Origin of the sequence: Mesorhizobium sp. LCM 4576, from assembly GCF_001854815.1 — a bacterium.
GTDB lineage: Bacteria > Pseudomonadota > Alphaproteobacteria > Rhizobiales > Rhizobiaceae > Mesorhizobium > Mesorhizobium plurifarium.
In genome coordinates, this window is the sequence record NZ_MDDT01000026.1 from 113,220 (window position 1) to 133,780 (window position 20,561).

Annotated in this window: 21 protein-coding genes; all 21 read right to left on the minus strand. The window is 64.4% G+C overall.

Features of this window, described 5'->3' with window-relative positions; genetic code table 11:
• Nucleotides 1-182: 182 nt before the first annotated feature.
• Nucleotides 183-1,277, minus strand: coding sequence for a magnesium/cobalt transporter CorA (gene corA, locus LCM4576_RS17835; protein ID WP_071033442.1), 1,095 nt, complete (start codon nucleotides 1,275-1,277; stop codon nucleotides 183-185).
• A 106-nt stretch (nucleotides 1,278-1,383) separates the two neighbouring features.
• Entirely contained in the window at nucleotides 1,384-2,343 is a 960-nt protein-coding gene (truB, locus tag LCM4576_RS17840; RefSeq protein WP_071033444.1) for a tRNA pseudouridine(55) synthase TruB, read from the minus strand.
• Nucleotides 2,344-2,760, minus strand: coding sequence for a 30S ribosome-binding factor RbfA (gene rbfA / locus LCM4576_RS17845; RefSeq protein ID WP_071033446.1), 417 nt, complete (start codon nucleotides 2,758-2,760; stop codon nucleotides 2,344-2,346).
• 123 nt (nucleotides 2,761-2,883) lie between these two features.
• Nucleotides 2,884-5,460, minus strand: a complete 2,577-nt coding sequence (infB, locus tag LCM4576_RS17850; protein WP_071033448.1) for a translation initiation factor IF-2 — start codon at nucleotides 5,458-5,460, stop codon at nucleotides 2,884-2,886.
• A complete protein-coding gene (locus LCM4576_RS17855) occupies nucleotides 5,457-6,107 on the minus strand; it encodes an RNA-binding protein (RefSeq protein WP_116390063.1) in 651 nt (216 codons plus the stop codon). The genes infB and LCM4576_RS17855 overlap by 4 nt, the downstream gene beginning before the upstream one ends.
• Nucleotides 6,108-6,139: 32 nt before the next feature.
• Nucleotides 6,140-7,735, minus strand: a complete 1,596-nt coding sequence (gene nusA, locus LCM4576_RS17860) for a transcription termination factor NusA (protein WP_071033453.1) — start codon at nucleotides 7,733-7,735, stop codon at nucleotides 6,140-6,142.
• 46 nt (nucleotides 7,736-7,781) lie between these two features.
• Nucleotides 7,782-8,414 (minus strand): ribosome maturation factor RimP, encoded by a 633-nt coding sequence (gene rimP, locus LCM4576_RS17865; protein ID WP_071033454.1) that lies wholly within the window; start codon nucleotides 8,412-8,414, stop codon nucleotides 7,782-7,784.
• Between the two features lie 153 nt (nucleotides 8,415-8,567).
• The gene (locus tag LCM4576_RS17870; protein ID WP_071033456.1) at nucleotides 8,568-8,855 is read right to left on the minus strand and encodes a type II toxin-antitoxin system mRNA interferase toxin, RelE/StbE family; all 288 of its coding nucleotides are present in this window, start codon (nucleotides 8,853-8,855) and stop codon (nucleotides 8,568-8,570) included.
• Nucleotides 8,852-9,097, minus strand: coding sequence for a CopG family ribbon-helix-helix protein (locus LCM4576_RS17875; protein ID WP_116390056.1), 246 nt, complete (start codon nucleotides 9,095-9,097; stop codon nucleotides 8,852-8,854). The genes LCM4576_RS17870 and LCM4576_RS17875 overlap by 4 nt, the downstream gene beginning before the upstream one ends.
• Before the next feature lie 147 nt (nucleotides 9,098-9,244).
• Nucleotides 9,245-9,955, minus strand: a complete 711-nt coding sequence (locus LCM4576_RS17880) for a tRNA (guanosine(46)-N(7))-methyltransferase TrmB (RefSeq protein ID WP_071033458.1) — start codon at nucleotides 9,953-9,955, stop codon at nucleotides 9,245-9,247.
• On the minus strand, nucleotides 9,952-11,217 hold the full coding sequence (metK, locus tag LCM4576_RS17885) for a methionine adenosyltransferase (protein ID WP_071033515.1): 1,266 nt from the start codon (nucleotides 11,215-11,217) through the stop codon (nucleotides 9,952-9,954). Before metK ends, LCM4576_RS17880 begins: the two co-directional genes overlap by 4 nt.
• 167 nt (nucleotides 11,218-11,384) lie before the next feature.
• Nucleotides 11,385-11,807: a helix-turn-helix domain-containing protein gene (locus LCM4576_RS17890; protein ID WP_040985949.1), complete on the minus strand. Its 423-nt coding sequence runs from the start codon at nucleotides 11,805-11,807 to the stop codon at nucleotides 11,385-11,387.
• 140 nt (nucleotides 11,808-11,947) lie between these two features.
• Nucleotides 11,948-13,534 carry an apolipoprotein N-acyltransferase gene (gene lnt / locus LCM4576_RS17895; RefSeq protein WP_071033460.1) on the minus strand — a complete coding sequence of 529 codons (1,587 nt, stop codon included), beginning with the start codon at nucleotides 13,532-13,534 and terminating at the stop codon, nucleotides 11,948-11,950.
• A 97-nt stretch (nucleotides 13,535-13,631) separates the two neighbouring features.
• Nucleotides 13,632-14,102, minus strand: a complete 471-nt coding sequence (locus tag LCM4576_RS17900; protein WP_040985953.1) for a VOC family protein — start codon at nucleotides 14,100-14,102, stop codon at nucleotides 13,632-13,634.
• Nucleotides 14,103-14,114: 12 nt separating this feature from the next.
• Nucleotides 14,115-15,191: a hemolysin family protein gene (locus LCM4576_RS17905; protein ID WP_071033517.1), complete on the minus strand. Its 1,077-nt coding sequence runs from the start codon at nucleotides 15,189-15,191 to the stop codon at nucleotides 14,115-14,117.
• Between the two features lie 27 nt (nucleotides 15,192-15,218).
• Nucleotides 15,219-15,716: an rRNA maturation RNase YbeY gene (gene ybeY, locus LCM4576_RS17910; protein ID WP_071033462.1), complete on the minus strand. Its 498-nt coding sequence runs from the start codon at nucleotides 15,714-15,716 to the stop codon at nucleotides 15,219-15,221.
• Nucleotides 15,717-15,727: 11 nt separating this feature from the next.
• Nucleotides 15,728-16,720, minus strand: a complete 993-nt coding sequence (locus LCM4576_RS17915) for a PhoH family protein (RefSeq protein WP_244510830.1) — start codon at nucleotides 16,718-16,720, stop codon at nucleotides 15,728-15,730.
• A 127-nt stretch (nucleotides 16,721-16,847) separates the two neighbouring features.
• A complete protein-coding gene (gene miaB, locus LCM4576_RS17920) occupies nucleotides 16,848-18,197 on the minus strand; it encodes a tRNA (N6-isopentenyl adenosine(37)-C2)-methylthiotransferase MiaB (protein ID WP_244510831.1) in 1,350 nt (449 codons plus the stop codon).
• A gap of 134 nt (nucleotides 18,198-18,331) precedes the next feature.
• Nucleotides 18,332-19,144: a 1-acyl-sn-glycerol-3-phosphate acyltransferase gene (locus LCM4576_RS17925; protein WP_071033467.1), complete on the minus strand. Its 813-nt coding sequence runs from the start codon at nucleotides 19,142-19,144 to the stop codon at nucleotides 18,332-18,334.
• A 121-nt stretch (nucleotides 19,145-19,265) separates the two neighbouring features.
• Nucleotides 19,266-19,760 (minus strand): N-acetyltransferase, encoded by a 495-nt coding sequence (locus LCM4576_RS17930; RefSeq protein WP_071033469.1) that lies wholly within the window; start codon nucleotides 19,758-19,760, stop codon nucleotides 19,266-19,268.
• Nucleotides 19,760-20,449 carry a tRNA (adenosine(37)-N6)-threonylcarbamoyltransferase complex dimerization subunit type 1 TsaB gene (tsaB, locus tag LCM4576_RS17935; protein ID WP_071033471.1) on the minus strand — a complete coding sequence of 230 codons (690 nt, stop codon included), beginning with the start codon at nucleotides 20,447-20,449 and terminating at the stop codon, nucleotides 19,760-19,762. Before tsaB ends, LCM4576_RS17930 begins: the two co-directional genes overlap by 1 nt.
• Between the last annotated feature and the right edge of the window lie 112 nt (nucleotides 20,450-20,561).

Sequence of the window (20,561 nt, forward strand, 5' to 3'; positions counted from 1 at the left end):
ATTCCGGGAAAAACACCAGCCCAATTGTCAAGCCGGCTTGTCGCAGGTTCTGGTTGCGAAAACCAAAGCATGTCTCCCGAAAGCGGGAACGGCTTCGGGGCAAAGACATGCGCAAAATCAAAAGCCTAAGACGCGGGGAGCGAACCTGAAAGATCGCGGCGCGCTTTGGAAGAATTCAAAGGCTAAAGCCACTTCTTCCATTTGAAGAACGCAATCAGACCGACCGCAACGATCGCCATGAACATGAGCGAGGCGGGATAGCCGTAATAGGCCTTCAGCTCGGGCATGTTCCAGGGTGAGCTTTGCGGATCGAAATTCATGCCCCAGACGCCGACCAGGAAGGTCAGCGGCATGAAGATCACCGAGACGATCGTCAGATAGGAAATGACGTCGTTGGTGCGGGCCTGAGTCAGCGACACATGCATCTCGATCAGGCCCGTTAGCATGTCGCGCTGGTTCTCGACCAGCTCGATCAGGCGCAGCGAATGATCGAGCGTGTCGTTGAAGAAGATCTTGGTCTCGGCCTTCACGAAGGGCACGTCATTGYGGATCAGCGTCGCCAGCGCGTCGCGCATCGGCCACAGAACGCCTTTCAGCACGTTCGCGTCGCGCCTCAGTCCATGCAGCTGGCRCATCTGATGCTTGTGCGGCTTGTTCAGCATCTCGTCCTCGATGCCGTCGACCAATTCGCTCGCCGCTTCGATTGGCGGGAAATAGCTGTCGACGATGGCATCGATCAGCGCATAGGCAAGATAGTCGGCGCCGCGCGAGCGCAGCCGGTTCGGCATCGCGGCCGCGATGCGCTTGCGCACCGGATCGAACGGATCGCCCTCGCGTTCCTGGAACGTGACGACGAAATTTCGGCCGAAGAACAGCGCGATCTGCTCGTAGCGATGCGCGGTGACATCGTCGATCATGCGCATGACGACGAAGGCATGATCCTCGTAGAAATCCACCTTGGGCCGCTGGCCGGTATTGACGACGTCCTCCAACGCCAGCGGGTGGAGGTTGAAGATGCGGCCGATCTCCTCGATCAGCGCGATGTTGGCGAGCCCGGTGCAGTCCAGCCAGACGACAGGCCATTTCTCGCAATGAGTGTTGAGATCGTCGATCGAGGCATTGTCGATGGTTTCGTATTTCTGGGACGAGATCAACGTCAGCCGAAGCTCGCTGCGCCGCGCCGCCGGATCGGCGATAAGCGTGCCGGGCGACGCCCCGACCGGAGGCCGACGGGTTCTCAGCGGCGCCCGCTTCTTGCCAGTGTCAGCCTTTGCCATGAGTTCTCTGGGCTCTCGCGCTCAGCTGAAGACTAGAGCGATTCCAGGAGAAGTGTGCAGCGGTTTCCGTCCGGAATTGCACAAATAACGAAGACCTGTACCGGAATCACCCGACAAAGACCCGCTTGGGCTTGAACATGCCTTGCTCGATGGCGCCGATGGCGACGAGCTTGCCACGCGCGGTGGCGCAAGCCTCCTCGGCCTCGACCGGCGCATCGCGGCCGCGAATGATGACGGGATTGCCGAGGCGGATCTTCGTTGCCGCGTCGTCGCTGACGGCGACCTGCGGCAGGCAGTCGAGCGCCGCCGCCGTTTCGACCARCAGCGCGTCGATGGTGCTGAAGTCGATCGGGGCCGCGGCTTCGTCCGGGCCCGCTTCTGTCTTATCGCCAAAGCGGGCTGCTTCCAGCTCGGCTACTGTGACGAAATCCTCCGGCGTGAACGGCTCAACCTCGATGCGGCGCAATTCAGCGATATGGCCGAAGCAGCCGAGGTCGCGACCCATGTCGCGGGCCAGCGAGCGCACATAGGTGCCCTTGCCGCATTCGACCTCGAAGACGGTTTTGTCGGCATTGTGCTCGATAATATCCAAACGGCCGATTTCAATTTCCCGCGCGGGTATCTCGMCCGTCTCGCCGTCGCGGGCGAGGTCGTAGGCGCGCTCGCCGGCGATCTTGATGGCCGAGAATTGCGGCGGCGTCTGCATGATGACGCCGGTGTATTTCGGCAGCAGCGCTCTCACCTCGGCTTCGGCCGGGCGGCGGTTGGAGCTGTTGGTCACAGGGCCTTCGAGGTCGTCGGTCGAGCGCTCCTCGCCCCAGGCGACGGTGAAGCGGTAGACCTTGGCGCCGTCCTGCACGTAAGGAACGGTCTTGGTCGCCTCGCCGAGCGCGATCGGCAGCATGCCGGAGGCGAGCGGATCGAGCGTGCCGGCGTGACCGGCCTTCTCGGYCTGGAACAGCCATTTGATCTTGGAGACGGCCTCGGTCGAGCCCATGCCCACCGGCTTGTCCAGCACCACCCAGCCGGAGACCGGCCGCCCCTTCTTCTTGCCGCGACGCGCCACCTAGTCCTCGTCCTTGTCGTTGTTCTTGCCGTCGCCGAGATCGCGCGCGACTTCGGGCGATTTCAGCAGTTCATTGATCTTGGCGAAATTGTCGAAGGAGGTATCGAGCCGGAAGCGGAACTCCGRCATGTACTTCATCTGCCTCAACGCGCCCGAAACACGGCCGCGGATGAATTTCGCATGCCTGTTGAGCGCCTCGACCACGGCGTTGTCGTCGCCGGCGCCAAGCGGCGAGACGAAGGCGGTGGCGATCTTGAGGTCGGGCGACATGCGCACCTCGGAAACCGAGACGACGCTGTTTTCGATCACCGGATCGATGACCTCGCCGCGCTGCAAGGTCTCGGAAAGGGCGTGGCGCACCTGCTCGCCGACGCGCAGCATGCGCTGGGAGGGGCCTGATTGTGTCGAACGGGACATTTTCTTCGGTCCTGAAATCGTGGAGCGCGGGATGGGACCGCGCGGCATGTCTCAAATGCACAAGGGGTATGGGCGGCAGCCTTGCGGCCGCCGCCCGTTTCATTCCGGCAAGTATACCTGAATTTAGAGGGTCCTGCTCACCATCTCGACGCGGAAGCACTCGATGACGTCGCCGGCGCGCATGTCCTCGTAGTTCTGGAAGGCCATGCCGCATTCCTGGCCGGCCGGCACTTCCGAAACCTCATCCTTGAAGCGCTTGAGCGTCTTCAGCGTGCCTTCGTGGACGACGACGTTGTCGCGGATCAGGCGCACGCCCGCACCACGCTCGACCTTGCCTTCGGTGACGCGGCAGCCGGCGATCTTGCCGACCTTCGAGATGTCGAAGATCTCGAGGATCTCGGCATTGCCGATGAAGGTCTCGCGCCGTTCCGGCGAAAGCATGCCAGAAAGGGCCGCCTTCACGTCATCGACGAGGTTGTAGATGATCGAGTAGTAGCGGATCTCGATGCCCGCGGCGGTCGCCGCGGTGCGCGCCTGCGCGTTGGCGCGGACGTTGAAGCCGATGATCGCCGCTCCGGACGTCTCGGCCAGCGAAACGTCGCTTTCGGTGATGCCGCCGGCGCCCGAATGGACGATGCGTACCCTGACCTCGTCATTGCCGAGCTTTTCAAGGGCGGCATTGATCGCCTCGATCGAACCCTGCACGTCGCCCTTGATGACCAGCGGGAATTCCTTCAGCCCGCTCGTCTGCAACTGCGACATCATCTGCTCGAGCGAGCCGCGCTGGCCGGCATGCCTGGCCACTGCCTTGTCGCGGGCCAGGCGCTGACGGTATTCGGTGATCTCGCGGGCGCGCGCCTCGTTGTTGACGACGGCGAAGCGGTCGCCCGCCTGGGGCGTGCCCTGGAGGCCAAGCACCTCGACCGGCATTGCCGGCGGCGCTTCCGGCACATGCTCGCCGCGATCGTTGACGAGCGCACGCACACGGCCCCATTCGTTGCCGGCGACGATGATGTCGCCCGGCATCAGCGTGCCGGTCTGCACCAGCACGGTGGCGACGGGGCCACGGCCCTTGTCCAACTGCGCCTCGATGACCGCGCCTTCGGCGGTGCGGTCYGGGTTGGCCTTGAGGTCGAGGACTTCGGCCTGCAGCAGGATCGCTTCCAAGAGCTTGTCGAGATTGGTGCCCTTGGTCGCCGAAACCTCGACGTCCAGCACCTCGCCGCCCATCGATTCCACGAACACTTCGTGGCGCAGCAGCTCGGTCCGTACCTTCTGCGGGTCGGCGTCGCGCTTGTCGATCTTGTTGATGGCCACGATGATCGGCACGCCGGCCGCCTTGGCGTGATTGATCGATTCGATCGTCTGCGGCATCACGCTGTCGTCGGCCGCCACCWCCAGCACCGCGATGTCGGTGACCTGGGCGCCGCGGGCGCGCATGGCCGTGAAGGCGGCGTGGCCGGGCGTGTCGATGAAGGTGATCTTCTGACCGTTCTTCTCGATCTGGTAGGCACCGATATGCTGGGTGATGCCGCCGGCCTCGCCGGAGACGACATTGGCGTTGCGGATGGCGTCGAGCAGCGAGGTCTTGCCGTGGTCGACATGGCCCATGATGGTCACGACCGGCGGACGGGACACCAGGTCTTCCGGGCGGTCGGCGATGTTGAACAGGCCTTCCTCGATGTYGGACTCGGCGACTCGGCGGACGGTGTGGCCGAATTCGGAAGCCACCAGCTCGGCCGTGTCGGCGTCGATGACGTCGCCCGGTTTCAGGATCTGGCCCTGCTTCATGAAGAACTTGACCACGTCCACGGCGCGCTCGGACATGCGCTGCGCCAACTCCTGGATGGTGATGGTTTCGGGCAGGATCACTTCGCGCATGACTTTCTCGCGCGGCTCATTGTGCAGCGCGCGTTTGAATTTTTCCTGGCGGCGACGCATCGACGACAGCGAGCGGCCGCGCGCGTCGTCATCCGACAGCGCCGAGTTCAGCGTCAGCTTGCCGCGGCGGCGATCTTCCTCGCCCTTGGTCGGCTTGGCCGGGCGAGCCACTTCGGGCGTCGCAAGACGGCGCGGCGGCGCGCTGGCTCCAGCACCGGCACCCGTGCGCCTCGGCTTTGCCTCTTCCTCGTCATCGGCCGTCGCGACGTCGGCAGCCTGCGGCGCGCGCCGGCGAGCCTCTTCCTCGGCACGGCGCCGCGACTCGGCCTCGGCCTGCAGGCGCGCTTCCTCCTCGGCCTGACGGCGCGCGGATTCGTCACGCTCGCGCTTGCGGCGTTCCTCTTCCTCGGCGCGGCGCTTGGCATCTTCCTGAGCGCGCAGGCGATCCTCGGCCTCGCGGGCCTTGGAGCCTTCCAGCGCCCTGCGGCGCGCTTCCATCTCGCCGCGCGAGAGTTCGTTCAGAACCATGCCGGAACGCTCCGGCTGCGGGGGCGGCGCCTTGGGCGCTTCCTGCACGGCAGGCGCGGCGGCGACAGGAGCGGCGGGCTTCGGCGTGAAGACAGACGGCGCCGCCGGCTCCGGCTTGTCGCCCGGCAGCGAGAACTTGCGCTTCTTGGTCTCCACGACGACCGACTTGGTGCGGCCGTGCGAGAAATTCTGGCGCACGGTGCCCTGCTCGAGGCCGGGGCGCTTCAGCGTCAAGGTCTTCTTCGGCGTAACGCTCAACGTCTTGTCGTCGCCCGATTTCGTATCGCTCATTCCATATCCTCTGCGGCATCATCTTCGTCAGCAACGGCCGCAAGCATTGCCAGATCGTTCGGGGTACCGCCCCGATATCGGTCGAGCGCAACAACGCGCTTCTCAACCGCCAGTCCCGCGTCCTGCGCGAGGACGGCAGCATGTATCACATTTGTACCCCCCAATGCCAAGCTCAACTCGGCCTCAGGGAAAAGTTTGTAGGCAAGGATGGCGGGGCCGCCGAGATGGACGGTCGCCCGCCGCGCCTGACTGATCTTGCGGACGCCATCGTCCGAAGCCTCGGTCGCATGCAGCACGAGCAGCGCCTGCCCGTCGCGTACCGCGGCTTCGACCTTGGCGGCGCCAAGAACGACGGCGCCGGCCTTGCGAGCGAGGCCAAGCATACCCAGAGCGGATCTGGAAAGCAGCCCGTCGACCATGCCGCCAATGTCGGCCGGAACGGTCACCTGTGCCTTGAAAGCACGGGCAAACAGGTTCTTCGCCGCTGCCTTCTCGATATGTAGGCGATCGGCGGTGACCCAGCAACCGCGGCCAGGCAGATTTCTCTTGATGTCCGGAACGACGGCCGAATCCGGGCCGACGACGAAGCGGATCAGTTCATCCGCTTCGGCCTGCCTGCGCGTAACGATGCAAGTGCGATCGTTCATCTCGTCCACGGGCTTTGTGATTGGTGGTCACCTCACGCACCGACGGTTTCGTCGGCCGCGGCCTCTTCGGCGGCGAGTTCTTCCTCGGTGATCCAGCCGGCCAGCTTGCGGGCGGCAAGCACCATCTGCTCGGCCTCGGCGCGCGAGACGCCGTGGCTGGCGAGCACGCCCGGATAGACCTTGGTCTCGCCGTCCTTGCGCTCTTTCCAGCCGATCAGGTCGTCCGCGGCATAACCGGCGAAGTCCTCGATGGTCTTCACGCCGTCCTCGCCGAGCGTCACCATCATGGCGGTGGTGATGCCGGGAATCTCGCGCAGCTCGTCCTTGACGCCCAGCGCCTTGCGCTTTTCGTCATGCTCGGCCTCGATCTTTTCCAGGTATTCGCGGGCGCGGGTCTGGATTTCCGAGGCGGTGTCCTCGTCGAAGCCATCGATCGAGGAGATTTCGTCCGAGTCGACATAGGCGACTTCCTCGACGCTGGTGAAGCCTTCGGAGGCGAGCACCTGGCCGACCATCTCGTCGACGTCGAGAGCTTCCATGAAAAGCGCCGAACGCTCGACGAATTCCTTCTGCCGACGCTCGCTCTCCTCCTGCTCGGTCAGGATGTCGATATCCCAGCCGGTGAGTTGCGAGGCGAGGCGCACGTTCTGGCCGCGGCGGCCGATGGCCAGCGACAGCTGGTCGTCCGGCACCACCACCTCGATGCGCTCGGCGTCCTCGTCGAGCACCACCTTGGCGACCTCGGCAGGCTGCAGCGCGTTGACGATGAAGGAAGCGGCCGAAGGTGACCACGGAATGATGTCGATCTTCTCGCCCTGCAACTCGCCGACCACCGCCTGGACGCGGCTGCCGCGCATGCCGACGCAGGCGCCGACCGGATCGATCGAGCTGTCGCGCGAGATGACGGCGATCTTGGCGCGCGAGCCCGGATCGCGGGCGACCGACTTGATCTCGATGATGCCGTCGTAGATTTCCGGCACTTCCATGGTGAAGAGCTTGGCCATGAACTGCGGATGGGTGCGCGACAGGAAGATCTGCGGCCCACGCTGCTCGCGGCGCACGTCATAGACATAGGCCCGCACGCGGTCGCCATATTTGTAGTTCTCGCGCGGGATCAGCTCGTCGCGGCGGATGATCGCCTCGCCACGGCCGAGATCGACGATGACGTTGCCGTATTCGACGCRCTTGACGGTGCCGTTGACGATCTCGCCGATGCGGTCCTTGTATTCGTCATACTGGCGATCGCGCTCGGCCTCGCGCACCTTCTGAACGATGACCTGCTTGGCCGACTGGGCGGCGATGYGGCCGAAATCCATGGGCGGCAGCTGCTCGGCGATGAAGTCGCCGATCTGGGCGTCGGGATTGCGCTCGCGCGCCGAGGAAAGCGCGATCTGCGTTGCGTAGTCCTCGACCTTCTCGACCACTTCCATCAGCCGCTGCAGCTTCATCTCGCCGGTGTTCGGGTTGATGTCGGCGCGGATGTTGGTCTCCTGGCCATAGCGGGAGCGCGCCGCCTTCTGGATCGCATCGGCCATGGCGGCGATGACGATCTGCTTGTCGATCGACTTTTCACGCGCGACCGCGTCGGCGATCTGCAGCAGTTCAAGCCTGTTGGCGCTTACAACCATTGTCTTTCTCCCGATTTCGCGCCGGGCGCAYGGCCCGGCTACTCAATCAACTTTCCTGTTCGGTTTCGTTTTCTTCGTCCGCGCCGGCGTCTTGYGCTTCGCCGCGGCGTTTCCTGGCTTCCTTGCGCGCCCGGTTGTCCTTCGACAGGGCATCGCGGATGAGATCGTCGGTCAGCACCAGCCGGGCCTCGGCGATCGCGTCATAAGGCACGCGCACCGTCGGCTCCTCGCCATAGGCCGCCTTGTCGCGCTCGATAAGGATGCCGTCGGCGTCAGCCTCGGCGATCTTGCCTTTGAACCGCTTGCGGTCACTGACAAGAACCGACGTCTCGAGCTTGACCAGATGGCCGGTCCAGGTGGTGAAATCCGACTTGCGCACCAGCGGCCGGTCGATACCGGGCGAGGACACTTCGAGATGATACGCCTTTTCGATCGGATCCTCGACATCGAGCGCCGGCGACACCGCGCGGCTGACCTCTTCGCAATCCTCGACGGTCATCGTGCCGTCCTCGCRCTCGGCCATGATCTGCAGAGTCAACCCGTTCTGGCCGGTCAACTGCACCCRCACGAGACGGAAGCCGATGGCCTTGAGCACCGGCTGCACGATCAGCGCAATGYGCGCATCGATGCCGCTTTCGCGGATGATACGGTCGTCGGCCTCGCTTGCCGCTGCAGTCATCAGATCCCTGTCGCTTTTTGGCTTCCGGCCGGCAGGTAACAAAAAAGAGCGGGACCGGGTGGACCCACTCTTCGTCATACCGACCAAGAATTTGAGGCTGATATAGACGATTGCCGCCGGCGTTTCAAGCCTTCAGGCACAGGCTAGCGGTGTCTACAGCTGGCGTGGCCATCGCTGGGCTGCATGCATCACCGTGAGTATCGCGATCTCGTCGCCGACAACACGGTAGGGAATTATGTACGGGATATCAGCCAAGACCAGCTCTCGTGTCCCTTTCACCCGTCCAACGCGGCCCATTGCCGGATGTTCGGCAAGATTGTCCACGGCAGAAACAATGCGGGCAACGACCCGTGCCGCGGCTGTTGGATTGTCCTTTTCGATGAAAGCGCCAATCTGGTCGAGACGGCGCACGGCGCGCTCTGTCCAGCGAATCCGCTTCATCGCCCGGAGGCCGGTTTCACGTATTTCGCTATGACGCCGGCCAGATCCTTCTCACTTGCAAATTCCCCTCGATCGGCTTCATCGAGRCCTGCCTCGATCTCGGCAAGTTGCCATTCTTCCCTGGCGACATAGTCTTCGATCGCTTGGGCCGCCACGTAGGAACGAGATCGATCAACCTTCTCCGCCAGTTGATCGAGCTTGGCCACGGTCTCATCGGGAAGTCGTACGGTGAAGGCGCTCATAATCCTGTCTCCGCTTTGGTTCACTATGAATGTGATGGAACCACGGTGGTTCGTCAATCCGCGTATCGTGAGCAGAACCTGGCTTGAGCTCGCGCTGTGGTGTGCGAAGACAGCGCTTCTGAAGCGGTCGGCGCTGGGAGCTGCCGCCTATGTCCGGATAAAGGTAAGGTAAGCAGGCTGGCGTCCCTCGCGGATGGCCTTGGCCTCGTAGCGGGTGCCGGGCCAGCCCTCATAGGGCCGGTGCCAGCCGGCAGCGTCTTCGGCCTGCCATGCGAAGGCGCCGTGGCGCCGGCAGGCAAGCAGCGTCCAGTTCACATAGCTGTCGATGTCGGAGGCGAAGYGGAACCTGCCGCCCGGCTTCAGCACCCGGGCAAACCGGCCGAGATTGGCGGCGCTGACGAAGCGCCGCTTCCAGTGCTTCTTCTTCGGCCACGGATCGGGATAAAGCAGGTCAATGCCGTCGAGCGAGCCTGACGGCAGCCAGTCGAGCAGGCGCGTGGCATCGTCGTCATAGACCCTGAGATTGGCAAGCGGCGCCTTGCCGAGCGCCGTCATCATCTTGGCCATGCCGTTGACGAAGGGCTCCACGCCGATGAAGCCGGTCTCCGGCGCTTCCGTGGCGCGATGCAGGAGATGCTCGCCGCCGCCGAAGCCGATTTCCAGCTGCAGCGCCGAAACCTGTGCCTTGAACAAGGTCTTGAGGTCAGCCGGCGCTTGCGCCGTCAGGTCAATCCGGTACTCGCGCAGGCCGCTTTCGAGGGCAATCGCCTGCTGCGGGYGTATGGTTTTGCCGTGCCGGCGGCCGAAGAATCCTTCGGTCGCCCGGCTCGGCCTGTCCTTTGCGTCCGCTGGCGTCAGGCGGCAACGGCGTCCTTGAGCGCCTTGGCGAGATCGGTCTTCTCCCAGGAGAAGGAACCGTCGCGGCCTGCCTTGCGGCCGAAATGGCCGTAGGACGAGGTTTTCGCATAGATCGGCTTGTTGAGGTCGAGATGACGGCGGATGCCCGACGGCGAGAGATCCATCACCTTGCGCAGGGCCTCCTCGAGCTTCGCTTCCTCGACCTTGCCGGTGCCGTGCAGGTCGACATAGACCGACAGCGGCTGGGCGACGCCGATGGCATAGGAGAGCTGGATGGTGCAGCGGTCGGCAAGCTTGGCCGCCACCACGTTCTTGGCGAGGTAGCGCGCCGCATAGGCCGCCGAACGGTCGACCTTGGTGGTGTCCTTGCCCGAGAAGGCGCCGCCGCCATGCGGTGCCGCGCCGCCATAGGTGTCGACGATGATCTTGCGGCCGGTGAGGCCGGCGTCGCCGTCAGGCCCGCCGATGACGAACTTGCCGGTCGGGTTGATGTACCAATTGCAGTCCTCGGCGATCCTCAGGTCGCCAAGCGCCTCCCGGATATAGGGCTCGACTACCTTGCGGACCTTCTTGGAGTCCCAGCTCGCATCGAGATGCTGAGTGGAGAGCACGATCTGCGTGACCTCCGCCGCCTTGCCGTCGGCATAGCGCACGGTGWCCTGGCTCTTGGCGTCCGGGCCGAGCTTGCCGGCCTCGCCATTGCCTTCATGGCGTGCCGCAGCCAGCAATTCGAGAATCTTGTGGCTGTAATAGATCGGCGCCGGCATCAGGTCGGGCGTCTCGCGGCAGGCGTAGCCGAACATGATGCCCTGGTCGCCGGCGCCTTCCTCGCCCTGCCGGTCGGCGGCGTTGTCGACGCCCTGGCCGATGTCGGGCGACTGGCCGTGCAGCAGCACGTCGATCTTGGCGGTCTTCCAGTGGAAGCCGGACTGCTCGTAGCCGATCTCGCGGATCGCCTTGCGGGCAACAGACTTGAACTTGGCCGGGTTGACCACCGGATGGCCGGACGCATCCTTGAGGACGTTGCCCGCCTTGTCCTTCTTCAAAAGCGTGTCGGGGACGCGGACCTCGCCGGCGATGACGACGCGGTTGGTGGTGGCCAGCGTCTCGCAGGCGACGCGCACCTTCCACGGATCCATGCCCGTCTTCTTGGCTTCGCGATAGACCAGATCGACGATCTCGTCGGAGATACGGTCACAGACTTTGTCGGGATGACCCTCGGAGACGGATTCCGAGGTGAAGAGATAATTCTGCCGCGTCACGGGTGTCCCCTCTTGAAAAAAGATCGGCAGGGCTGCCGATTTTGGCGCGCCACGTGTTAGCGGTGCCGGGCGCTGCTCGTCAAGCGGCGCGACGGTTCTGGCATGAATGTAGGCAAGGCCGGCTATGCCACCGGCGGCAGGGGCGCCGCCGGTGGCATAGGTAAAAATCAATCGGCGTCGTCGGCGGAGAGCGCCTTCACCAGATCGATGATCCGGCGACGCACCTTGACGTCGCCGATCTTGACGAAGGCCCGGTTGAGCTGAAGCCCTTCGGGACTGCCGCAGAATTCGATGGCGAAGGCCATCGAGGAGTCTTCGGCAAATCCCCGATTGCCGCCGCCGGTCTCCTCGCCCGGGGCGTCCTCGAAAAAGAAGGCGACGGGAACGCTCAGGATGGAGGCGATCGCCTGCAGACGGCTGGCGCCAACCCTGTTCGTGCCTTTTTCGTACTTCTGGATCTGCTGAAAGGTGATGCCGAGATTTTCACCMAGCTTTTCCTGGCTCATTCCAAGCATATTGCGACGCAGCCGGATACGACTCCCGACATGGATGTCGATCGGATTCGGCTTCTTCTTGTTCTCTTCTGTCATTTTTTCCTCGCCGAATTTTTCCGGCTTTTTCTATTTTGTTCCGCCCATATGAAGCCGGAGCCACCTGCCCCAACAGAACCCTCCAACCGACTTCGAGAAAATTTTAGGCGTTACAGTATGAGTTTCTAATGTGCCGACTGTCAATTCACCCGTAGCCGCTGCCTTACATTCAATGTGAAGGCGGCGAGCGCAAACAGCAACATGATCAGCAATCCGTTAATGCGCCGCTGGTCGGGAGACAGGAGGGCGCGCCCAGAGACCGGCACATTCGCGTCGATGGCGCCGCGCGCGTCGACGGCCAGCGCATCGACGATGCGCCCGCGCGAATCGACGACTGCCGAGATGCCGTTGTTGGCCGCGCGCAAYAGAGGCAATCCATTCTCCACCGCGCGAATCTGGGCCTGCCTGAAGTGTTGATACGGGCCCGGCGTGTCGCCAAACCAGGCGTCGTTGGTGACGTTCACAATTAAGTCAGATGACGCAGCGTCGACGGCGACGAGATCGGGAAAGATCACTTCGTAGCAGATGAACGGAGCAGCSCGCAGGCCACCCGGCACGGCGATCGGATGCCGCTCGTTGCCGGCGGCGAAATTCATCGGCCCGGCAACGAGTTGGCCGATGCCGAAGCGTTCGAAAAGATCGGCGAAGGGCAGATACTCGCCGAAGGGCACCAGATGCACCTTGTCGACCGCATCGACGATCTCGCCCTTGTCGTTGATCGCCACGACGGAATTGTAATAGCGGCTGCCGGYGCTCGCGGATCCGCCCTCCTCGCGCACGACACCGGCAATCAGCATCTGGCCGTCGGCCAGCATGTCGCCCAACGCCGTCAGCGCGTCCGGACGCTCAGTGAACAGGAACGGCACCGACGTTTCCGGCCACAGGATGAGCTGCGGCTTGGCATGTCCCTCTTCCGGCGCTTTCCCCGATATCCCCAACAAAGTTGCGAAGATGCGGTCGCGCACCGAGGCGTCCCACTTCTCGCTGAGATCGACCGCGGGCTGGACGATGCGGACATCGATCGAACGCGTCGGCTTGACCGGGGTGGCGAGCCGGAAATAGCCGAAGCCGACATCGGCGGCGACAAGGATGACGAACAGGGCGATCCCCAGCCTCAGATGCCGGCGCGCCGCGACCAGCGCGGGAAGGGAAAACAGGAAGACGGCGAGCGCGTTCATGCCGATCATCCCGGTCACCGACACGCTCTGCATCAGGAGCGGCACCGGCATCGCCGCGTAGCCTACGGCGTTCCAGGGAAAACCTGTGAAGAGGAAGTCGCGCAGCCACTCGRCAAGGCCGAAGCCGAAGGCAAGGGCGGCGATGCGGCCGATGTCGCTGCTCCAGAACAGCCGCGCCACCACGGTGGCAAAGCCGTAGAAGAAAGCCAGCGCGAAGGGGATGCCGACAACGGCGAAGGGCAATGCCCAGGCGAAGCTGTCGGCCTCGACCAGCAAGGCCTGGCCGATCCACCACAGGCCGGCGAGGAAATAGCCGAAGCCGAACCACCAGCCGGTGGCGAAAGCCGGCCTCAGACGCCGGAACCAGCCGTCGGAAGCCTCGCCCGTGGCGCCGTCGAGCAGCCAGACGAGCACCGGAAACGAGACGAAGCAGACGGCGAAGAAGTCGTAAGGCGCCTGGGCAAGCACCGCCAGCGCTCCGGCGGCAAAGGCCACCAGCGCCCGCCGCCACCCCCAAAGCAGAATTATCCGGCCGGCAAAGCGCTGCATCAAGCTTCCCAAGTCGCGCGAATCAGGGAGCTAGAGATTTAACAGGCTGTACCGCCCGATCCAAACCCGGATAAGCGCGGGCTGACACACGATGGCGCTATCTGTGCCACCCCTCGATGCGCAGGCCGCTCAGTCGCTCGGCCTCGTCCTTGGGCACAACACGCACGGTGCGGGTGAATGTCCAGACATGGCCTTCGGGGTCACGGGCGCGATATTGACGCTCGCCGTAGAAATGATCCGTCGGCTCTTCCAGAATTTCCGCGCCTGCCGCGCGCGCTTTCTCGCAATGAGCATCAAGGTCTTGCTGCAAACGGATATAGACGGCTTGCGTGTTCCTGCCACCGACGGAGGCGGGACTGGCGATATGCTCATCCCATTCGGAATCGACGATGATGTAGCCGTCGCCGAAACGCATTTCAGCATGCACGAGCCGACCGTCGGCATCGCTCACCAGCATGCTCGGYTCGAAGCCGAAGGCCGCCTGCAGCCAGGCCAAGGCCGCGCGCGGATCCTTGTAGAAAACACCCGAGCCCAGAACCGCGTGCTTGAACGGATCGTCCATCGCCATCGGAGGGCGATATCAGGCCTGTTCGGTGCGGGCCGCGCGGCGGCGCTGACGCTCGCCCTTCTGGCTCTGCACGATGCGCACGCGCTTGACGCGGCGCGGGTCGGCGTCGAGCACATGGAACTCGAAGCCGGGAATGGCCTGCACGACTTCGCCCCTGGCCGGGACGCGTCCAAGCGTGTTGAAGATCATGCCGCCGATGGTGTCGACATATTCGCCATGCTCGCCGGCCGCGAAATCCCCGCCGATCATCTTGGCGACCTCGTCGATCTCGGCCTTGCCGTCGACGACGAAGACGCCGTCGCCGGTCTGCGTGATCATCGGCTCGTCGTCGTCATGCTCGTCCTCGATGTCGCCGACCACCATCTCAACGATGTCTTCCAGCGAGGCGAGGCCATCGGTGCCGCCGTACTCGTCGATGACCAGCGCCATCTGCGTGCGCGTCGTCTGCATGCGACCCATCAGGTCGGAGGCCAGCATCGAGGGCGGCACGAACAGCACCTGGCGGATCAGATTGAGATCGCCGATGGTGCGCGCGAGATCGACCTGCGCAAGGTCGAGCGCCGTCGTCACCGGCGCCTTCGCCCTGGCGCGGCCTTTCTTGACGCGGGCGACCTTGGTGATGTGGGCGAGCACGTCGCGGATGTGGACCATGCCGCGCGGGTCGTCGAGCGTCTCCGAATAGACCGGCATGCGCGAATGGCCCGATTGCTCGAAAAGGCCGAGCAGGTCGCCAAGCGTGGTGTTGATCTCGACCGCCTCGATATCGGCGCGCGGCACCATGACATCCTCGACCCGCACTTCGCGAAGGCGCAGGATGTTGTTGAGCATGGCGCGCTCGCCAGGCGAGAAGGCGCCGGCATCGGTCGCCGTTTCGGCAAGCGCGCCGGCGATCTCCTCGCGCAGGCTGGTGYCGTTGCGGTGCCGGAACAGGCCGAGCACCCGGTCGAAGAGGGAAGGACCGGCATGCGTCGCTTCAGCGGCCGCGCTGCCGGTGGGAATACTCGGACTTGAGCCCTCTTCCGTCTTTTCGGAAGGCTTGGCAGCACTGCCGGCGTCCGGACGGGCGGCAGTTTCTGGTGTGTCGTTCATCGCCATCGGGTCAATTGAGCTTTTTTGTTACGCGTAGGGATCGGGAATGGCAAGCCTCGCAAGCGCCGCGCGCTCGATCGCTTCCATCTCGTCGGCCTCAGCGTCGGTCTCGTGATCATGGCCCAAAAGATGCAGCAGGCCATGGATGACGAGATGGGTGAGATGGTTCTCGAGCGGCTTGTCTTCCAGGGTAGCCTCGCGCGCCACCGTCTCGGAGGCGAGCACGATGTCGCCCAGCATCGGCGGCAGCTRGCCGCCCTTCGGGAAGGAAAAAGCAGGGAAAGACAGCACGTTGGTGGGCTTGTCCTTGCCGCGCCACTCGGCATTGAGCGTCCGGATATGGGCATCGTCGGAAAAAACGACGCTGAGCTCGGAAGCCCCGCCCGCGCCGGTCTCGGCAAAGGCGGCCGCAACGGCGCGATCGACGAGGCGTGTCAATTCGACCTCCGCGGGCCAGTCCCCTGCCTCGACGAAAATATCGATATCGACCGGCGTTTCGCCGCCAAGTTCCGGATTTGGAGCCATTGCGCCTTTGATCAGCTTTCGGCGCCCAGGCCTCGCGCCAGCTTGCCGTCGCGGTCATAGGCCTTGACGATCTCGGCGACCAGYGGATGGCGCACCACGTCGCCCTCGTTGAAGCGGACGGTGACGATGCCAGGCACGCCGTCGAGGATGCGCAGCGCCTCGACCAGCCCCGACTTGGTGTTGGGCGGCAGATCGATCTGGCTCGGATCGCCGGTGACGATCATGCGCGAGTTCTCGCCGAGGCGGGTCAGGAACATCTTCATCTGCATCTGCGTGGTGTTCTGCGCCTCGTCGAGGATCACCGCCGCATGCGCCAGCGTCCRGCCGCGCATGAAGGCCAGCGGCGCGATCTCGATGACCTCGGCCGCGATCGCCCGCTCGACCTTGTCGGCCGGCATCATGTCGTAGAGCGCGTCGTAGAGGGGCCTAAGATACGGATCGACCTTCTCCTTCATGTCGCCCGGCAGGAAGCCCAGCCGCTCGCCGGCCTCGACCGCGGGGCGCGACAGCACGATGCGCTCGACCATGCCGCGTTCGAGCAGCATGGCCGCATGGGCCACCGCCAGATAGGTCTTGCCGGTGCCGGCGGGGCCGATGCCGAAGACCATTTCGGAACGCTCCAGCGCCCGCATATAGGCGTCCTGGGTGAGCGAACGGGCATAGATCGTCTTCTTGCGCGTCGAGATCTGGGCGGCGGAAACCTTGCCCTTGCGCTCCATGGTCGGCAGCGTCAGCTGGTCGTCGGCCGCAATCGCCATGCGCACGGCGCCGTCGACGTCCGACTGGCCGATGTCGACGCCCTTCTGCAGGATGCCGTAGAGCGTATCCAGCGCGCGGCGCGCCTGTTCGGCGGCCGAAGCCGAGCCCTTGATCGCAAGCTGGTTGCCGCGCGAGCGGATATCGACGCCGAGCTTCTGCTCGAGCCGGGCCAGATTCTCGTCGAACTGACCGTAAAGGGCGCTGGCAAGCTTGTTGTTGTCGAAGGTCAGTACGATGTGCGCCATGTCGGAAGCCCCGGACGCCTGGTTCTGGGGCGGATTCTTCAGTTCGGCAGCGCTCAACCGTCTCTCCTCATCTGCCGAGGCTTGCGGCTATGCAGGTCGTTTCCCCAAAATCACGGGACGACATGCATCAGGCCAACTCGGCGAACAGGCTGTTGGGGCCTGTCTTCGTGATTCGTACGTCAATAATGTCACCGATTCCACCGGCCTTGTCGTCAACAATAACCGGGTTCAGCCATGGCGAGCGGCCGACGATCTGGCCGGGGCGGCGACCGGGCTTCTCGATCAGCGTGCTGACGGTGCGGCCGACCAGGCCGGCGATGAAATTCCGCTGCTGCTCGTTGATCAGCGCCTGCAGGCGCTGCAGCCGCTCGTCCTTCACCGTTTCGGCGAGATGCCCGTCCATTTCGGCGCCCGGCRTGCCGGGGCGTGGCGAATATTTGAACGAGAAACAGGCCGCGTAACCCACCTCGCGCAYCAACTCCAGCGTCGCCTCGAAATCCTCCTCCGYCTCGCCCGGGAAGCCGACGATGAAATCGCCGGACATGGCGATGTCGGGGCGTGCGGCGCGGATACGCTCGATGAGCGCCAGATAGTCACGTGCCGTATGCCTGCGGTTCATCGCCTTCAAAATCCGGTCGGACCCCGACTGCACCGGCAAATGCAGATAGGGCATCAAGGCGGGCAGGTCACGATGCGCGGCGATCAATTCGTCGTCCATGTCGCGCGGATGGCTGGTGGTGTAGCGCAGCCGGGCCAGGCCGGGGATTTCCGCAAGCCGAAACAGCAGACGACCGAGGCCCCATTCCTCGCCGTTTTCGCCGACACCGTGCCAGGCGTTGACGTTCTGGCCAAGCAGCGTCACCTCGCGCACGCCGGCTTCGGCCAGGCGCTCGGCCTCGGCGACGATCTGCGCCACCGGGCGCGAGACCTCGGAGCCGCGCGTGTAAGGCACAACGCAGAAGGTGCAGAACTTGTCGCAGCCTTCCTGCACCGTGAGGAAGGCGGTGACGCCGCGCTTTGCCAATTCGGCGCGTTTCGGCTGCGGCAGATGCTCGAACTTGTCCTCGATGGCGTATTCGGTCTCGACGATCTTCTCGCCGCCGCGAACCCGCGCCAGCACGTCCGGCAGCCGGTGATAGGTCTGCGGGCCGATGACCAGATCGACCGCCGGCGCGCGGCGGATGATCTCGGCGCCTTCGGCCTGCGCCACGCAGCCGGCGACACCGATCAGCAACTCGCGGCCGGCCCCGGCGCGCTCGGCCTTCATGTCACGGATGCGGCCAAGCTCCGAATAGACCTTCTCAGCCGCCTTCTCGCGGATATGGCAGGTGTTGAGCAGCACCAGATCGGCGTCATCGACGGCGTCGGTGGCGACATAGCCGTCGGCGGCCAGCGCATCGGTCATGCGCTGGGAATCGTAGACGTTCATCTGGCAGCCATAGGTCTTGACGAAGACCTTTTTCGCCGTCCGGCCCATGCCGGCCGAATGCTCGGCCGCAGCGCCGATGTCGTGGCTTTCAATCGTGTTCAGTTCCATCGGGCGGCTTCTACCGCCTTTCCGTGACAAAAAACAGACGATTCTGGCAGGTTGCGGCGCCGCGCGTCCCGCTTTCAGGCGACACGCTGACGACTGGGACGCGGATCGGCGAGCGCGGCCTGCATCATCTCGCGCACCTTGGCTTCCATCAGCCTCGCCGTTTCCTTGCGGCTCGAACCCTTGGAGAACGGCACCGGCTGGCCGAAATGCACCTCGGCATCGATCGCGCCTTCGGCGAGCAGGGTTTTGAGATGCGGCATCAGGTCCTGATCGCCGATCCAGGCGGTCATCGGCCTATGGCGACGGCCCATCGGCATGCCGTGCAGGCGCGTATAGGCGATCGCCACGGGCTGGATGAAGACCTGCTCCGCCGCGCCTTCCGAGATCGCCATCGAGGCCGCGCCGAACAAGGTGCTCTTGAACGGCAGAACGAGGTTGCCGTCGCCRGTCGAGCCCTCGGCGAACAGCACCATGGCGTCGCCTTTTGCCATCCTCTTGGCGATCTCGCTTGCCTGGTCGCCGGACGTGCGCTTGCGCTCGCGTTCGATGAAGACGGTGCGCTGCAACTTCGACAGCATGCCGATCAGCGGCCAGCCCTCCATGTCGGCCCTGGCGATGAACTTCACGTCGACGAAGGAGCCGAGCACCATGATGTCGGTCCAGGAAACGTGGTTGGCCGCCACCAGCAGCGGCCGATCCTTGGCCAGCGTGCCTTTGACATGCACCCGCATGCCCAGCGCCCGCAGGATCATGCTGTGCCAGATCTTCAGGATGAACGTTTCGGGCCACAGCCCTGTCTTCATCGACAGGATCTGCAGCGGCACCAGCACCAGTGAACAGACGACGACATAGAAGAGCGCCAGGAAAATCCGTAATTTCTTGATCATTCGCTCCGGCCCCAACATTACAGCGCCGCGCGCCTCAGGGCGCGCAAAGGACGCTGTAACACTCCCACTTGGCGTATGACCCCGAAAATCGGAGCCGATTTTCGGGGTCATGCGCGGATGGCTAGCGAAGATCGCGGCGCATGACAAGCGCGCCGGTCGGGCCGTGCTCGGTCGAACGGTAATAGTTCGGGCGATGACCGACCTGGATGAAGCCAAGCCTGCGGTAAAGCCCGATCGCGGGCGCATTGGTCTCGTCGACCTCGAGGAAGAGCGCTTCGGCGCGCTGCGCATGAAGCTCGYGCAGCACCGCATCCATCAATTGCCAGCCAAGGCCCTGGCGGCGATGGCTGCGGGCGACGGCCACGGTCAGGATTTCGCCCTCGCCGGCCGCGAGCCGCGCCAGCACGAAGCCGACCGGGGGTTTCGATCCCTGTCCTGTCTCCCGCGCGGCATAGCCGAAGACCGTGTCCTGTTCGAGGAGCGCTGCGAACTCGCCGTCGGTCCAGGGCCGCACGAAATCCTCGCGATGCAGCACCGAAACAGCGGCGCTGTCGGCAACGGTCAGCGGTTCCAAGGCATAATCCCTGCGTCGCGGCTGAAAGAACGGTATGCGCATCAGGGCTCGTTTCCCTTGTCCCGCCTTGGCAGAATGAAGCCCGCCTGCGGCTTGGCGTCGGCGCCGCGCAGGTAGAGCGGCTTGGGCTTTTCGCCCGGTCCCTTGGCGGCAGCCAGTCTGGCATAGGTCGCAATGTCGGCGGTGGCGGCGATCGGGCCGGTGTCGAAGGCGCCCCCCACCGCCCGGGCAATAAGCGGCGCTGCGGTGCCGGCAAGGACCGCTTCGGCGTTGATGGCCATGGTCGTCGCCTCGGAAAGTGTGACCACGGAAGGTCCGTAAGTTTCTGCTAACGCTTTGTCATAGAGCGCGGCATGGATTTCCTCGCGGCCGGCGTCGAGCGCGGCAAGCACCGCGCGCCCGGGAAAGGCGCTCGCCCCTTCCGCCGCCAGGGCTTCCAGCGTCGTCACGCCGATCGCCGGGATTTTCAGCGCCAGCGCCAGGCCGCGCGCGGTCGAAACGCCGACGCGCAGGCCGGTGAAGGAACCGGGCCCGACCGAGACAGCAACGGCGCCGAGGTCGGGATAGCCGGTCCCGCCGATCCGCAGGGCCGTTTCGACAACGGCCATCAGATGCTCGGCATGGCCTTTGCCGAGATCGCGCACCTCGCGGCCAAGCTCCTTCCCTACGCCCGGGTCATAGACACAGGCAGCGCAGAGATTGGCGGCACAATCGATGGCGAGCAGCTTCATACGGGCGGCTTCATTCAGGCAGCGTCATAGGGCGGTTAAAGAACTGGATCGAAACACAATTCCCTCTGCCCGGCATAGGCGGCCGCCGCAAGGGCCAGGGCRCAGAAATGTT

Excerpts from the sequence above, each read along its gene's own strand:
- LCM4576_RS17855 (WP_116390063.1), bottom strand. The coding sequence starts at position 6,107 with ATGAACGATCGCACTTGCATCGTTACGCGCAGGCAGGCCGAAGCGGAT.
- LCM4576_RS17870 (WP_071033456.1), bottom strand. The coding sequence starts at position 8,855 with ATGAAGCGGATTCGCTGGACAGAGCGCGCCGTGCGCCGTCTCGACCAG.
- tsaB (WP_071033471.1), bottom strand. The coding sequence starts at position 20,449 with ATGAAGCTGCTCGCCATCGATTGTGCCGCCAATCTCTGCGCTGCCTGT.